The sequence below is a fragment of the Klebsiella michiganensis genome (assembly GCA_000963575.1).
Taxonomy (GTDB): domain Bacteria; phylum Pseudomonadota; class Gammaproteobacteria; order Enterobacterales; family Enterobacteriaceae; genus Cedecea; species Cedecea michiganensis_A.
This window is the reverse complement of sequence record CP011077.1, coordinates 4,268,759-4,284,019: the sequence shown is the minus strand read 5'-3', so window position 1 is coordinate 4,284,019 and position 15,261 is coordinate 4,268,759. Positions and strand designations below refer to the sequence as shown.

The window sequence follows — 15,261 nt, the reverse complement described above, 5'->3', positions numbered from 1 at the left end:
AGGGCTTCCTAGTATAAGAGGTTACTCTAGATTATCTCGCTGTCCATACTAGACGTAGAGAGAAGCTTTGCTTCTTTCATATATGGAAATTCAAATATATTTTTTGACATTGCACTGTTATAGAGAGAAACTGCGAGATAATAGCAGGAGGGCTTATGCCACAATTATCAGCATTACAACTCTTCAAAAACCTCTCCGATGAAACCCGTTTGGGCATCGTGTTGCTGCTCAGAGAGATGGGAGAGCTGTGCGTGTGCGATCTCTGTACAGCGCTGGATCAGTCGCAGCCCAAGATCTCCCGCCATCTGGCAATGCTCCGGGAAAGCGGTCTATTGCTGGATCGCAAGCAGGGGAAATGGGTTCATTATCGCTTATCCCCGCATATTCCATTCTGGGCTGCTCAGGTGATTGAGCAGGCCTGGTTAAGCCAACAGGACGATGTACAGGCCATCGCCCGTAAGCTGGCATCGGCAAACTGCTCTGGTAGCGGTAAGGCTGTTTGCATCTAAAAAATTTGCCTGAACATATATGTTTTTCCAAATGTGAGGTATTCAGAATGAAGACGTTAACGGTGTTTGACCCGGCAATGTGCTGCAGTACCGGCGTATGTGGCTCAGATGTCGATCAGGTTCTGGTTGATTTTTCTGCTGATGTGCAGTGGCTGAAAGGACGTGGTGTACAGGTTGAACGTTACAACCTGGCGCAGCAGCCCATGAGCTTTGTTCAGAATGAGAAAGCGAAAGCATTCCTCGAAGCATCTGGAGCAGAAGGTCTTCCGTTACTGCTATTGGACGGTGAAACGGTGATGGCAGGGCGATACCCAAAACGCGCTGAGCTGGCTCGCTGGTTCGGTATTCCGCTGGAGAAGGTAGGGTTAGCTCCCACCAGCTGCTGTGGTGGTAATACTTCCTGTTGCTGAATATGTCAGGAGGACATATGAAATTCTTACAGAATATCCCGCCTTACCTGTTTTTTACCGGCAAGGGTGGTGTAGGAAAAACTTCTATTTCCTGCGCGACGGCTATCCGCCTTGCTGAACAGGGTAAGCGGGTTTTGCTGGTCAGTACTGACCCAGCCTCCAATGTCGGTCAGGTGTTCGATCAGGCTATCGGTAATACCATTCGCCCTGTGGCAGCAGTTCCTGGACTTTCCGCTCTGGAAATCGACCCGCAGGAAGCCGCCAAACAATACCGCTCCAGAATCGTTGATCCTATCAAAGGTCTTTTGCCTGATGACGTTGTTAACAGTATCAGCGAGCAGCTTTCAGGAGCCTGTACCACTGAGATTGCGGCGTTTGATGAGTTCACCGGCTTATTGACAGACGCTTCCCTGCTGACCCGCTTCGATCACATCATTTTTGATACAGCGCCGACGGGCCACACGATTCGCCTTCTCCAGCTTCCCGGTGCCTGGAGTAGCTTCATTGAAAGTAACCCGGATGGTGCTTCCTGTCTTGGCCCAATGGCCGGGCTGGAAAAGCAGCGTGAGCAGTATGCTCATGCGGTAGAGGCGTTATCCGATCCTGAACGTACCCGCCTGGTTCTGGTTGCGCGACTGCAAAAATCTACGCTGCAGGAAGTCGCCCGCACCCATGAAGAACTCGCCGCAATTGGCCTGAAAAACCAATACCTGGTGATTAATGGTGTGCTGCCTAAAGCCGAAGCTGAACATGACGCCCTGGCCGCTGCGATATGGCAACGTGAGCAGGAGGCACTGGCAAATCTTCCTGCCGGTTTATCTGGGCTACCGACAGATACCCTATTACTACAGCCAGTCAATATGGTTGGTGTTTCAGCATTGAAGGGACTTCTGGATACCGGTTCTGAGGCATTACCGCTCCCGGTAACGAACATCCAGTACACGCCTGAAAACTTATCGCTCTCTGGCCTGGTTGATGATATCGCTCGCAGTGAACACGGTCTGATTATGCTGATGGGTAAAGGCGGTGTGGGTAAAACCACAATGGCTGCGGCTATCGCCGTCAGTTTGGCAGATAAGGGTTTTGATGTGCATCTCACTACCTCAGATCCTGCTGCACACCTGAGTACAACGTTGAATGGCAGCCACAAAAATCTGCAGGTCAGCCGAATCAACCCTCACGATGAAACTGAACGCTATCGTCAGCATGTTCTTGAGACGAAAGGCAGGGATCTGGATGAGGCAGGGAAACGGCTGCTCGAAGAGGATTTACGTTCTCCTTGCACGGAAGAGATTGCGGTGTTCCAGGCGTTCTCACGCGTAATCCGTGAAGCAGGCAAACGGTTTGTGGTCATGGATACGGCACCTACCGGGCATACGCTATTACTGCTTGATGCGACCGGGGCTTACCACCGAGAGATTGCCAAAAAAATGGGGAGTAAAGGTCATTTTACTACCCCAATGATGCAGCTTCAGGACCCGGAACGCACCAAAGTCCTGCTGGTCACTCTGCCTGAAACCACACCGGTACTGGAAGCGGCAAACCTGCAGTCCGATCTTGAGCGTGCGGGGATTCATCCGTGGGGCTGGATTATCAATAACAGCCTTTCCATTGCGGATACGAGTTCTCCGTTGCTTTGCCAGCGCGCCCAGCAGGAACAGCCTCAGATTGAGGCTGTTAAGAATCAGCACGCTAACCGTATAGCGCTCGTTCCGGTACTGGCTTCTGAGCCAGCCGGTATTGAAAAACTCAGAGAGTTGGCGAGTTAATTTTTTGTTTTTACAGGGCGGTAGAACCGCCCTGTCAGGAGGATGTATGTTACTGGCAGGCGCTATTTTTGTCCTGACCATTGTTTTGGTTATCTGGCAACCGAAGGGATTAGGGATCGGCTGGAGTGCAATGCTAGGCGCAGGACTGGCTTTGATATCTGGCGTTGTGCATGTAAGCGATATTCCGGTGGTGTGGAATATCGTCTGGAACGCGACAGCGACCTTTATTGCGGTGATTATCATCAGCCTGCTGCTCGATGAATCCGGCTTTTTCGAATGGGCGGCATTGCATGTTTCACGCTGGGGTAACGGTCGTGGCCGTTTGCTCTTTACGTATATCGTCCTGCTAGGTGCAGCGGTGGCGGCATTGTTTGCCAACGATGGTGCGGCATTGATTCTTACTCCAATTGTCATCGCCATGCTGCTTGCATTAGGTTTCAGTAAAGGTACTACGCTGGCATTTGTCATGGCCGCCGGGTTTATTGCCGATACGGCCAGTCTGCCGCTTATCGTGTCCAACCTGGTTAACATCGTTTCTGCAGACTTCTTTGGGCTGGGCTTCACTGAGTATGCGTCGGTAATGGTGCCGGTGGATATTGCCGCTATTATCGCCACGCTGGTGATGCTGCATCTGTTCTTCCGCAAAGATATTCCGCCGACTTACGACCTGGCTCTCCTGAAAGCACCTGCAAAAGCTATTAAAGATCTGGCAACCTTCAGAACCGGATGGATAGTGTTGATCCTTCTTCTGGTTGGCTTTTTTGTCCTTGAGCCGGTGGGTATCCCGGTCAGCGCGATTGCTGCTGTAGGAGCTGTCATTCTGTTTGCGGTGGCGAAACGAGGCCATGCCATTAACACTGGCAAAGTGCTTCGCGGTGCGCCATGGCAGATTGTCATCTTCTCATTGGGGATGTACCTGGTGGTCTACGGTCTGCGCAACGCTGGGCTAACCGAATACCTTTCAGGTGTGCTGAACGTACTGGCGGATAAAGGACTCTGGGTTGCGACGCTTGGTACTGGCTTCCTGACGGCTTTCCTGTCTTCCATCATGAACAACATGCCTACCGTGCTGGTTGGCGCTCTCTCTATTGATGGCAGCACTGCAACAGGCGTTATCAAAGAAGCGATGATCTACGCCAACGTGATTGGCTGCGATCTGGGCCCGAAAATTACACCTATTGGTAGCCTGGCAACGCTGCTCTGGCTGCATGTCCTTTCACAGAAGAATATGACCATCACCTGGGGATACTATTTCCGCACCGGGATCGTCATGACTCTGCCTGTGCTGTTTGTAACGCTGGCAGCGCTGGCGCTACGTCTCTCTTTCACTTTGTAATGAGATACTGATATGAGCAACATCACTATTTATCACAACCCGGCCTGCGGCACGTCGCGTAACACGCTGGAGATGATCCGCAACAGCGGTAATGAGCCGACTGTTATTCTTTACCTTGAGACCCCACCTTCACGCGATGAGCTGGTCAAACTCATTGCAGATATGGGCATTTCCGTCCGGGCTTTGCTGCGTAAGAACGTCGAACCGTATGAGGAACTGGGTCTTGCAGATGATAAATTTACTGACGACCAGCTAATCGATTTTATGTTGCAACATCCGATCCTGATTAACCGTCCGATTGTAGTGACGCCACTGGGAACTAAACTTTGCCGTCCTTCTGAAGTCGTTCTGGATATCCTGCCAGAATCTCAGAAAGGGGCTTTCACCAAAGAAGATGGTGAAAAAGTCGTTAATGATGCAGGTAAAAGACTGAAATAAAAATGAAGGGGGCATTTGCCCCCTTCATGGTTACTTAGCCATTTCTTTCAGTAGGTCAATACCTACCGGCTCTTCGCTCTGTAACGCAGTTAATGCAATACGCTTTGCATACTGCTCTTCCACATCAGAGATGAGAGGCAACTCGCGGTTCGCCCTGGTCTTCAGGAAAGGTGAAGACGGTTCAGCTGCCGCCAGGCTGTTATTCACAACCCATGCCCATGGCTCGATGCCAGCGCGACGTAAATCCTGCTGTAGGTTCGCCGCTTCAAGTACCGGTGTCGTTTCGGCAAGCGTCACGATAATAACCTTTGTCTTCTCCGGGTCCTGCAATTGCATCATTGGCGTCATCACATGGTCATGTGTTTGCCCCATCTGACGCACCATTTCCCGGTGATAGGCTCCTGTTGCATCCAGTAGCAGAAGTGTGTGACCTGTTGGCGCGGTGTCCATAATAACAAAATGATCGTCTGCCTCTTTGATGATCCGCGAGAATGCCTGAAACACGGCGATCTCTTCAGTACATGGCGAGCGGAGATCTTCCTCCAGCACTGCTAGTCCCTCAGCGTCTAATCCTTTGCCCTGATTTTCCAGCACAAAGCGGCGATAGCGCTCTGTCTCCACCTTCGGATCGATACGGCTGACCTGAAGGTTTGGCAGCGAGCCATCCAGCGTATAAGACAGATGTGCTGCCGGATCGGACGTCGTCAGATGGACTTTATGACCGCGTTTTGCCAGCGATACCGCGATCGAAGCTGCAACAGTCGTTTTGCCCACGCCACCTTTACCCATTGCCATTACCAGACCTTTACCTGTCAGGCTGAGTTCATCTACCAGTGAGGCAAGTTTCGGTAAATCCAAAGTATTCAGCGTGGTAGCAGGGAGCGGCAGCGAGGCTTTGTTCTCCGTAAATAACTGACGCAGCGCTTCCAGACCGACCAGATTAAATGGCTTCAGATACAGCTGCGAGCGGGGAAGGTTCGCCAGGTTCTCTGGCATTGCCTGTAATGCTTTTTCTTCTCGAGCCAGAATACTTTGCGCCAGTGGATCATTTTCACCCGCAAACGGCGGCAGCACGCCATTAATGGCAAGGTGTTGATGCTGCAAACCGATAGCAGAAAGCTCATCGTGCGTATGAGAGACTTCTTTCAGTGTTGAAGCTTGGGCTCGGGCAACCAGAACCAAGCGCGTGAGAGCTGCATCAGACAGCGCCTTAACCGCGTCTGAGTACTGGTGCTGTTGTTTCTCCAGCCCCACCAGCGGCCCGAGGTTAGCGGCGGCATCAGGGTTCGCTTCGAGATAACCGCTCCAGGCCCCCGGCAACTCAAGCATACGGATGGTATGACCGGTTGGCGCAGTATCAAATACGATATGGTCATACTTTTCCCGCAACTCATGGTTGGTAAGAAGACCAGTAAACTCATCAAATGCCGCGATTTCCGTAGTGCATGAACCGGAGAGCTGTTCTTCAATGCTGCTGACCACATCGGCTGGCATCAGCCCGCGAACCGGGTCGAGTACTCGGTCACGATATGCCTGTGCTGCAGCCATCGGATCAACTTCCATCGCGGCAAGATTTTCTACGGTACTGATATCTGTGATTCGGTGGCCGATAGTCTGGCTAAAGACTTGGCCGACATTGGAAGCCGGATCGGTACTCACCAGAAGCGTTCTCTTACCCTGATCGGCCAGCCATACCGCAGTAGCACAGGCCAGGGATGTTTTACCCACGCCACCTTTGCCAGTGAAGAAGATGAACGGGGGAATGTCTTTTAAAAATGGCATATTCATCAGTGATTGCTCCTCTGGAATTAAGGCATACGTGGAATGCTGCAGCAGCGTGGTTGCGTGCTGTCTTCACTCCAGTCCTGACTAAGCGGAATACCTGCCCAACGGGCGATATCTTCACGAGTCGGGAGTTTGCCTGCCATCACGAGTTTGCCGTCGAGCAAGGTGACAGGGAGAGACTCCATCCCTGATGTGTTCAGAAACTCTTTAATGACCGGCGAATTCAGGAACTGCTGCGGGTTCTTCGCAAGGCTGTAGCGCTGTATATCAACGTCATTCTTTTTCGCCCATTCGGCGCTGGCGTTCCATTTGACGGCTTCGTCACTGACTACAACGCTGCTGGTTGCACAGCAGCCTGCTGCTTCAAAGATCTCAATTTTTGACATGGACTGTTTACCTCAGTGTTTAGTCATTTGGCTTTACACTGAGGTAAACGAAGGTGGTGGGGAAAAGATGCGCGATTAATTCATTTTTTTGTGGCAGCAGACGGAAGACGTGTCATCCGCCTCAATCTGACAAAGTTCTGTCATCGTCTCTTTCAGGTGTTTTCTGGCCCGAAGTAGTCGGGATTTAAACGCCGTAAGCGTGATTCCCAGTTCATCGGCCAGGGACTGCTGGGGACGCCGGTTAAGGTCGGATTCTTCAATCAACCACCGCTCATCTTCAGGTAATGCCTGCAATGTTTCAGGCAGGCAAATATCCAGCGTTGAGATTGCATCAGGGGATGCATCAGTGAATGGGGCATCATCTTCCAGCTCAACGAATTCCCTGGTGGTGCGGTACTCATCAATCAGCAGATTCCTCGCCGCCCGATACAGCCAGGCTCGCGGATTCTCCATTTCGCAGAAACTGTCTGAATGAGCGCGGGCACGCAGGAATAGCTCTTGCAGAAGGTCTGCTGCTTTTTCGCTATCACCTGTCTTAGATGTCAGAAAGCGAGAGAGTTCGGCTTCATGTTGCCGCCAGAACACGCTCATGCAGTTGTTGAATGCCGTTACATCACTCATACCAGCCCTCAAATTTTGCTCTGATTAACCCGCCGTGAAAGTTCTTCTGCAGACTCTTTTCGTTCGCTGTAGCGATCAACGAGATAGGCTGAGTTACCTCGGGTCAGCAGAGTAAATTTCACCAGTTCTTCCATCACATCCACGATCCGGTCGTAATAAGACGACGGTTTCATTCGTCCATCTTCATCAAATTCCTGCCAGGCTTTTGCCACAGAGGACTGATTCGGGATGGTGATCATCCGCATCCAGCGGCCAAGAATGCGCATCTGGTTTACGGCATTGAAAGACTGAGAGCCACCGCAGACCTGCATAACGGCCAGAGTCTTACCCTGCGAAGGGCGAACAGCGCCTTCTGATAACGGTATCCAATCAATCTGGGCTTTCATGATGCCGGTCATCGCACCATGGCGTTCAGGGGAACACCACACCATCCCTTCGGACCAACGAACCAGCTCGCGCAGTTCCATGACTTTAGGATGCGAGTCAGGCGCATCATCAGGAAGAGGCAAGCCAGAAGGATTGAAGATCCGCACTTCTGCGCCCATGGCGGTCAGTAACCTTGCCGCTTCTTCCGTTGCCAGTCGGCTGTAGGAACGTTCGCGCACAGAGCCGTACAACATGAGGATACGTGGAGGATGGGGAACGGCAGGAACACCGAATCTTGCCTCTGTGATTGAGGTGTCGAACAAACCCGAATCAACATTCTTAAGATCACCTGTCATTTTACTTCTCCGTCTTCTGGGGCAGGGGGAGGCAGTCGTTAGTCCCTGAGCAGCATTCTTCTGTCAGGAAGGCAATCAGAGCCTCAAGGTTTTCATATCGAGCGTGGCAAAAAAGCGTTCTGCCCTGACGTTCCTGGCGTACCAAAGAAACTGATATCAACGAGGAAAGATGATGGCTCAACGTAGACGCTGGGATTTCGAGCCGCTTCTGCAGTTCGCCAACCGGTAGCCCTTCATGCCCGGCTTTAACCAGCTCTCTGTATACGCTTAGGCGCGTAGGATGACCCAGCTCTTTCAGGGTTTCTGCTGCTTTCGAAAGCTCCATTTATATCTCATTTCTATATTTCCGGAATTATAGAATAATATCGTATCTTCCAATAAATACCAATAGTGAATGGGCCTTGCCCCTGAACATTTTGGATAAAGGGGGAGCATCATTGAGAAAAAGTGGGGAGTAGCTCTGCTCTTTTTCCCAGGAGTAAAACGGTTAGGCACAGATCGGAACTGATATTAGTGGCCGGTAAATAGCAGATATTCATCCATCATTTGCGTGAGGGATATGTTTTCCTCCTGCCGTCCAACCAGCCACAAGCCTAGATCTTCAGGTGCCTTACGTTTCAGGTTATCCAACCAGTCTTCCAGCGTCGCACCCATCATCAAATCGTACCAACATAGCCAGACCAGTTTGTGGCGATGCTCCGGTGAACTGAATTGGTGTAACAGGCTAATCAGCCTATTTGCCAGTGGGCGTTGTTTGAGGCGGATACATTCACTCAGTAATATCCCTTCCAACATTGGGTGGTGCAGTAAAGTTTTTTGCCTTGTCTCAAGGCTGATTTGCATATCAGTCAATACCGACACTGGCTCTGGATGCTGACTTCCGTAAATCAGTCGGTAAAGGCACTGTGGTACCACTGCAGTCATCTGCCCTGCGCCGGGAAAGTACAGACTGCCCACCATCAGATGGTGGCTGGCCTGAATATTGGGATGACACATGCCATTTATGATGGCCAGTTTTGTGAACCCGTTTAGCCAACGTTGATAGCTGACCAGCAAACTGTTATATCGCGTCTTTGTCTCTTTCATGGTGGATTATCCCTGGATACTGAATGACAGGCAGCCGCAAACCTCCGCTATGAGAGGATAAAGAGTTTGCCTGTCAGGAAAGTGATATGTAAGGAGAGGTATTTAGCTGCGTGATTCGTGGATTCTCGCCTGTAGCCAGGCTTCCACTTCACTCTGTAGCCATCGTGAACTTCGCCCCAGTTTGATGGGTTTTGGAAATATGCCATCTTTGATGAGTCGGTAAATCCACTTATCACTGACCCCCAGCAGGCGGGTGATGAAAGTCATATCAACGAACTGATCTTCAAGCAGGGAAGGTTTAATTGCCATGGTGAGATTCTCCGGTAGCTAAGTAAGTACCGGAGTCGTGTGATGAATCACTGTACCCTTCTCCGGCATAACAACCGGAACTGACGTAAAAAAGTGCGTCGTTTTATCGAAGCCCTCGCGGTCTGCCCAGTCCACTCGCGGGTGGTACCTCGTTGGCCCCGTAGTAAGTCTGCCCGTATTTTGATTTCTCCTTGGCGAGATAGCTGATGATGTAGCGCAGGTTGTCGATGGCTGCAGCATCATCGTAATTGACGGGGCGGGTGATATCGGCTTCGTAGCACTTCTTGGGATCACAGCGATTGTGGTACCCCTCACCCTGTGTAATCTTCTGCCAGGCAGCCCCCGCCTGTTCAGCCACCGGAAAGGTGGCCTGGTTATGGTGACCATCAAGATACATCACGATATGGGCATGGCATTTGTGTCGGGAAGTACACTCCAGTACCCAGAAGTGGCCCACGATGTTGCTCTCTAACATCAGATGTTCTGTTAACTGGCGTACCTCCCTTTCTGTCTCGTACCATCCGTGATGGTTATAACGCCATGTGTCATTCTGATAGAACACATCGAGTCTGAGGGGCTGAAGGCGGGAGTAACGTTCCAGTAGCTGATCAAGATGGTGGTTCAGTAACGACAACAGGAACCAGTTCATTGTGTATTTGCGATTCCAGGGCCAGGGAAAGTCCATGATTTAATCCTCTGTAGTGTGTGTACAAAGGAAGGTGGTGATATGTAATTTTTATGCAGGAAAGTCACAGTATTTCTGTTTACTGAGCAGTACTGTGGGGACAGAAGATATACAGACGGGGTAAGCGGATCACTGGGGAAGGGGATATGAAGAGGAAGTTCTTAAAACATGAAGACCTTAATTATACTAAAAACCCAAATGTTCGCTCCTGGTATCCAGGCTGTCCTGACAGCATCATATTCAGTATTTTTACGTGAGAGCATGTTACTATGAATTGATAACTAAAGAGAAAGAGCAATAGAATAAACTTGTTGATAATAAAGGTGTTTAAGGTTAATTGTTATGCACTTTTTCTAAAATGCTTAATAGGTGATTGGCATGTCAGAACGAATCACTTTCAATGTAACCAATTCTGAGACTCTGCGTGTTGTGGATGAATACAGCAAAAAACAGAAGATCTCACGATCGCAGGTTATTTCCACATTGCTGGATGCCACCGTTCCGGTACTGAAAGATATTAATCGCTATTATCAGCTTGCGGACGAACTTAAGGCCCGGCTACTGTCTGGTGTCTACCAGCAGGATTTGCCTCGCCGAAGAAATGTTGTAGCTGCTGAAAAGTATTGTATGGAGATCTGGGAGAGTAAGCTTCAGGTTGGAAAAGGGTACGACTTTGACAGCGTCAATGGCAAGGTGCATGTTCGCGAACATAAGCGACACCTCCGTCGGGATAATGCAGTTGGCAGGGTCGAAAATCGACATATCAAAGAGTTCTGTCAGTCGCTCCTGGAAAGATCAGAACAGGATGCCCGCTATGCCTGTTTTATCTATACCGAAAGGATTATTTTTGCTGATGTTGAAACCTCTGGACACTCTTCATCCCCAATAAAACTGGCAGCAGGTGATGCTGTAATTTTGCTGGCAAAAGATGTGGTTTTTAACGAGTTTTTCTTTGATATAGGTAAGGCGCTTTTTATTAATGTGGTTGATCTTATGTCATACGGTACAAGTGGTATCCCGGAGACGACAGGAGACCCACGTGTTCATTGCTGGGTGCCAATTCTGTTTAGTGGGAAAAATGCCGTGATAGTACCTGTGTACCTGATTGACCCTGCTACGGCCCCGACGTTAAGAAAACCAGACAACATCACAGTGGTTTACCAGGACAAAAAGTAACGTTGATTCTTGTTCCTGCCATGCCATGCGTTTTCATCTATCCCGTGGCAACCTCAGACTCATCTAGGTTGAATTACCTTGTGCAGGTGAAAGTCAGCAATGTGATAAAGAATATACAGTACTGAGCTGCAGGCATTCTGTCTGACATGAACCAGGGCTACAGGGGATATAACGAAGCGTTGAGGGCAGCAATATTGCTGCCGGGAAGACGCTCCCCCGGCAGAAACACAAATTAAATCGGCTTGTTGTGATCAGGAAGCATTCTACATAGTGTGTTGTCCTTCTGGACATAGTGATGAAGCAACGCCGCTGCCGCATGGAAAGCAATGAAGAAATATCCGGCATTACCCAGTGTTTCGTGAATATTTTTCAGTACTGACTTCACCAAAGGGTCGGGCGTAGCAAAAGGAGAAATAGTGAGCCCCAGAAAAATCCAGCTCTTACCGTTAATAGCCATCAGAGCGACCTCCAGTAATTTTCTCCGAAATGAATGCTGCATAGCCATGATCTTCTGTCGGATTATCGCGCTTCAGCGGCCAGTCGATATCGTCATCCTGCCGGGCGATATAACCATCAAGTGCCCCGTATTCAGGTTGCATAGACCCGTTGAACTCACAGCACGAAGCGGTTAGAACTAACTGAGCTGAAGGTCCGTTGTGAGCGAGAAGCGGACATTGCAGACTGCCCAGTAGAAAAAGTGCTATCAGAATTATCTAAAGGAAGATCGTATTTACCATGTCTCATTCTAACTGTTTAATAAATTACAAAAATTAAAATTTCCATTTAATATCATCGCGTTAAGCAAGAGAATTAAACCTCTCATTTAATTTATGATTCTTATTTAATTCATGAGTTGGTGTAAAAATAGGTTGCCGCACTATAGAAAGACACATATTTAAACCCAGCAGGAAATCATATTTGAAAGTAATGTGTTTAAGGGGCTGCGTAACAAGAACAGCAAGTAAACACATAGTAATAACAGTTACCATTCCCATTTCGCAAGTGGCCATATCAGAGGTGAACTAATGCCTGCTGCAATTTTAAGAATTAAGGTTATCCTAATAATTCTTTTGTATGATTAAGATCATCGATAAATTTACTAAGGACTCATTAATGAAATTGCGACTCTGGAATCTATTACCCCATGATTACGCTCCTTTTTTTCGTATTCTTCACATCATTGTGGCATTTCTAATATTATCACAAATTATTAACTCTAATCTGACAGAGACCGAAGCAATTGGTGAACATAGTCTTGAAGGAGTTATAACCTGGATGCACATTATTTCAGGGTTAGGACTGATTATTTGTGGTTTTATTATGTTAAGTTGGATGCTTACTCAAAGAGGTTTTACTTATTATTTTTCATGGGTAGGGCTTGACTTTAGTGGTATTAAGCAAGATATAAAAACGTTGACTAGTTTCCGACTGCCCGATGCACATTCGGGAGGTATTGCCAGTACAATCCAAGGATTTGGAGTTCTAGCATTGCTAATTGTAGCACTTTCAGGTGGCCTATGGTTCTTGTTGAATACCATGCAGTCAAATCTGGCTGAAACAGTAATCCACTGGCATAAGTTCTTTACTACTTTCATTGAGGTCTATTTTTATGCACATGGTGCAATGGGAGTTTTGCATATTTTAATTGAAAAATATAAAAGCCGCTCAGTTAACCTAAGTGACTAATCTGTTGTGAGATAATATTACTTCAAGTTGAAGAAAACCCTAAAAATAAAATTTAGTTTACTAGAAGATGAAACAGCACTTGCAGAGACTTTTTAATTAAATTTAATAAAAACGAAAAAATATTCATGGCGAAATGATTGTTTAATTATCTATCATGGATAGAAATGTGAGTTAGTCGTCCTATTTTAGGAAGTTAATAATGACTAAAACAAAAGGGTTACCTCGTCCGCTGACGCACTACGCTTGGCTTTCCATTGCCACGGCTATTGCCACTATCGGACTCAAAGGTGTGGCGTGGAAAATGACCGGTTCGGTCGGTCTGCTATCTGATGCCATCGAATCCGTAGTTAACCTCGCAGGAGCCCTAATGGCGCTCTGGATGCTGACCTTGGCTGCGCTTCCGGCCGATGAGAACCATGCATATGGGCACGGCAAAGCCGAATATTTCTCGAGTGCTTTCGAAGGATTTCTGATCCTATTGGCGGCAGCCAGTATCGCCTATACCGCAGTTGAGCGGATGTTAACTCCACAGCCGCTTGAGGAGATTGGTCTCGGATTACTGGTTTCAACAGTCGCATCAATCCTTAATTTTGTGACGGCTCGCATTTTGTTAAGGGCTGGCAGGCAGCACAACTCTATCACTCTTGAGGCAGATGCTCATCACCTGCTGACCGATGTCTGGACGTCGGTCGGTGTCATTTTTGGTGTCGGACTGGTTTATCTGACCGGCTGGTTTTGGGTCGATCCGATCGTTGCATTGCTGGTCGCAGCCAACATCGTTTGGACTGGTTATCAGCTTATGAGTCGTTCAGCTGCAGGTCTGATGGACGTATCGCTACCCACGGAAGAACTCAAAAAAATCGAGTCACTGCTGGCAGGATATCGTGAACAGGGGCTTGATTTCCATGCACTACGTACACGCCAGGCTGGCGGGCGGGCGTTTATGACAATGCACATCCTAGTTCCTGGGCGATGGACTGTTCAATATGGGCACGACTGGGCCGAGCGTATAGAGAATGATATCCGCACCGCACTGCCTTTTATCCATATCACCACTCATGTGGAACCGTTGGAAGATCCCGCGTCAATGAACGACCAAACGCTCGACATTTCTGATCACTAAACTAACCACATGTCGCTGGTCGGGCAGGGTAACAAACCTCGCTCTACAAAAATTTCAGGTATTCTCTATAATTCTGAGGGTACTTGATGTGACCTGCGCCCAATTGTTGGGCACGCAATATTTTTAAAAAGTCCGCTTCTGGCACAGGGCTGCTGTTGCAGCCCTGATAACCTTAGACTTCAATCGATTCAGAAATCTCTAACGCATCATCGACTTCAATGCCCAGATAACGGACTGTGCTTTCCAGTTTCTTATGACCCAACAGAAGTTGGATCACCCGGAGATTCTTGGTTTTCTTGTAGATCAGGTAAGGTTTTGTTCTTCTCATGGAATGTGTGCTGTAAAGCGTCTCTTCGAGACCAAGCTTTGCTACCCACCCATGAAAGATTCGGTTGTATTGCCGGGTTGAAATATGCTGGTTAGTTCCGATCCGAGACCGAAACAAGAAGTCTTTACTGTGCAAATTGCCAAGCTTTATCAATGCAGCAACAGCTTCTCTTGTCCCTTTGGTTATCTCAAATTGCACAGGGCTACCGGTTTTCTGTTGCAATACCGTTGCTCTGCTCGAAACAGAGCTACCATATGCAACATCAGATACTTTGAGTTTGACCAGATCACAGCCTCGAAGCTTACTGTCCAGTGCCATATTGAACAGAGCTAAATCGCGCGTTTTACCTTCCAGTTCAAGTCGGATTCGGATACCCCAGATATGAGATATCTGAAGTGGCCTTTTTTGGCCTATGATACGGTCTTTGTTCCACGGTGACGTGTTCATACTCAAATCTCCTGCAATGTGGGAGATTTGAGTATGGTTGTCCCTTATGAGCGATCTGCTGACATTACCAGCATAGTGGCGTATTAATCATCTAGGAGCAGGTCACAATCTCAGCCATCAAGCTCTGGACTAACCCAACTGCGAAACGCTGCAGACTAACAAGACCATCTTCGTCGTCCTCGCCGTAGAAACGTGTGAAGGCAACCGATCGCACCTTCTCATAGTCTTCACCATGTTCATCGCCTCCAAAACGCTTGGCGAGCGCCGCCAGCACGTACTTCAAAGACTCTTGGTCCTCCTCTGAACGAATAGAGCTATGACTTCGCTAGAGACAAAGTCGCTTACTTAGCTTCCCTGTTTCGATGTTGCAACTCACATATTTTTAACTTTCAGAATGTGTTACCCAATAGTTCGTGCTAATGCTACTATTTGTATTCAATCGGAT

At 48.5% G+C, this 15,261-nt stretch carries 18 protein-coding genes and 1 pseudogene; 8 read left to right on the top strand and 11 right to left on the bottom strand.

Annotated elements, in window-relative coordinates; all coding sequences use genetic code 11:
• Nucleotides 1-155: 155 nt before the first annotated feature.
• From VW41_19785 to VW41_19765, 5 genes are read left to right on the top strand one after another with little or no spacing between them, the layout of a single operon-like run.
• Nucleotides 156-509: an arsenic resistance operon repressor gene (locus VW41_19785; GenBank protein ID AJZ91093.1), complete on the top strand. Its 354-nt coding sequence runs from the start codon at nt 156-158 to the stop codon at nt 507-509.
• A 47-nt stretch (nt 510-556) separates the two neighbouring features.
• Nucleotides 557-919 (top strand): arsenic resistance operon repressor, encoded by a 363-nt coding sequence (locus tag VW41_19780; protein AJZ91092.1) that lies wholly within the window; start codon nt 557-559, stop codon nt 917-919.
• Nucleotides 920-936: 17 nt separating this feature from the next.
• The gene (locus VW41_19775) at nt 937-2,688 is read left to right on the top strand and encodes an arsenic ABC transporter ATPase (GenBank protein AJZ91091.1); all 1,752 of its coding nucleotides are present in this window, start codon (nt 937-939) and stop codon (nt 2,686-2,688) included.
• Between the two features lie 46 nt (nt 2,689-2,734).
• The gene (locus VW41_19770) at nt 2,735-4,024 is read left to right on the top strand and encodes an arsenical pump membrane protein (GenBank protein ID AJZ91090.1); all 1,290 of its coding nucleotides are present in this window, start codon (nt 2,735-2,737) and stop codon (nt 4,022-4,024) included.
• A gap of 12 nt (nt 4,025-4,036) precedes the next feature.
• Entirely contained in the window at nt 4,037-4,462 is a 426-nt protein-coding gene (locus VW41_19765) for an arsenate reductase (GenBank protein AJZ91089.1), read from the top strand.
• 30 nt (nt 4,463-4,492) lie between these two features.
• Here VW41_19765 and VW41_19760 read toward each other — a convergent pair whose 3' ends face one another.
• The 8 genes from VW41_19760 to VW41_19725 form a co-directional block, all read right to left on the bottom strand.
• Entirely contained in the window at nt 4,493-6,250 is a 1,758-nt protein-coding gene (locus VW41_19760) for an arsenic ABC transporter ATPase (GenBank protein ID AJZ91088.1), read from the bottom strand.
• 20 nt (nt 6,251-6,270) lie between these two features.
• Entirely contained in the window at nt 6,271-6,633 is a 363-nt protein-coding gene (locus tag VW41_19755; GenBank protein AJZ91087.1) for an arsenic resistance operon repressor, read from the bottom strand.
• A gap of 75 nt (nt 6,634-6,708) precedes the next feature.
• Nucleotides 6,709-7,254 carry an RNA polymerase sigma 70 gene (locus VW41_19750; protein ID AJZ91086.1) on the bottom strand — a complete coding sequence of 182 codons (546 nt, stop codon included), beginning with the start codon at nt 7,252-7,254 and terminating at the stop codon, nt 6,709-6,711.
• 8 nt (nt 7,255-7,262) lie between these two features.
• Nucleotides 7,263-7,976 carry an NADPH-dependent FMN reductase gene (locus VW41_19745; GenBank protein ID AJZ91085.1) on the bottom strand — a complete coding sequence of 238 codons (714 nt, stop codon included), beginning with the start codon at nt 7,974-7,976 and terminating at the stop codon, nt 7,263-7,265.
• A gap of 1 nt (nt 7,977) precedes the next feature.
• Entirely contained in the window at nt 7,978-8,301 is a 324-nt protein-coding gene (locus VW41_19740) for an ArsR family transcriptional regulator (protein AJZ91084.1), read from the bottom strand.
• A 185-nt stretch (nt 8,302-8,486) separates the two neighbouring features.
• A complete protein-coding gene (locus VW41_19735; GenBank protein ID AJZ91083.1) occupies nt 8,487-9,062 on the bottom strand; it encodes a hypothetical protein in 576 nt (191 codons plus the stop codon).
• Nucleotides 9,063-9,164: 102 nt separating this feature from the next.
• Nucleotides 9,165-9,371, bottom strand: coding sequence for a Rha family transcriptional regulator (locus tag VW41_19730; protein AJZ91082.1), 207 nt, complete (start codon nt 9,369-9,371; stop codon nt 9,165-9,167).
• 103 nt (nt 9,372-9,474) lie between these two features.
• A complete protein-coding gene (locus VW41_19725) occupies nt 9,475-10,056 on the bottom strand; it encodes a hypothetical protein (GenBank protein AJZ91081.1) in 582 nt (193 codons plus the stop codon).
• A gap of 378 nt (nt 10,057-10,434) precedes the next feature.
• Here VW41_19725 and VW41_19720 point away from each other — a divergent pair, with 378 nt between their 5' ends.
• A complete protein-coding gene (locus VW41_19720; protein AJZ91080.1) occupies nt 10,435-11,232 on the top strand; it encodes a hypothetical protein in 798 nt (265 codons plus the stop codon).
• A 232-nt stretch (nt 11,233-11,464) separates the two neighbouring features.
• Here the strand turns inward: VW41_19720 and VW41_19715 are convergent.
• Nucleotides 11,465-11,707: pseudogene (locus tag VW41_19715) on the bottom strand (hydrogenase).
• Nucleotides 11,708-12,345: 638 nt separating this feature from the next.
• Here VW41_19715 and VW41_19710 point away from each other — a divergent pair.
• Complete coding sequence (locus tag VW41_19710) at nt 12,346-12,918, top strand: hypothetical protein (GenBank protein AJZ92029.1); 573 nt, start codon at nt 12,346-12,348, stop codon at nt 12,916-12,918.
• A 199-nt stretch (nt 12,919-13,117) separates the two neighbouring features.
• On the top strand, nt 13,118-14,041 hold the full coding sequence (locus VW41_19705; GenBank protein ID AJZ91079.1) for a cation transporter: 924 nt from the start codon (nt 13,118-13,120) through the stop codon (nt 14,039-14,041).
• Between the two features lie 172 nt (nt 14,042-14,213).
• On the opposite strand, the gene VW41_19700 is transcribed toward VW41_19705, so the two are convergent.
• Both VW41_19700 and VW41_19695 read right to left on the bottom strand, forming a co-directional pair.
• Complete coding sequence (locus tag VW41_19700) at nt 14,214-14,816, bottom strand: phage integrase family protein (protein ID AJZ91078.1); 603 nt, start codon at nt 14,814-14,816, stop codon at nt 14,214-14,216.
• Nucleotides 14,817-14,907: 91 nt separating this feature from the next.
• Nucleotides 14,908-15,099 (bottom strand): hypothetical protein, encoded by a 192-nt coding sequence (locus tag VW41_19695; protein AJZ91077.1) that lies wholly within the window; start codon nt 15,097-15,099, stop codon nt 14,908-14,910.
• Between the last annotated feature and the right edge of the window lie 162 nt (nt 15,100-15,261).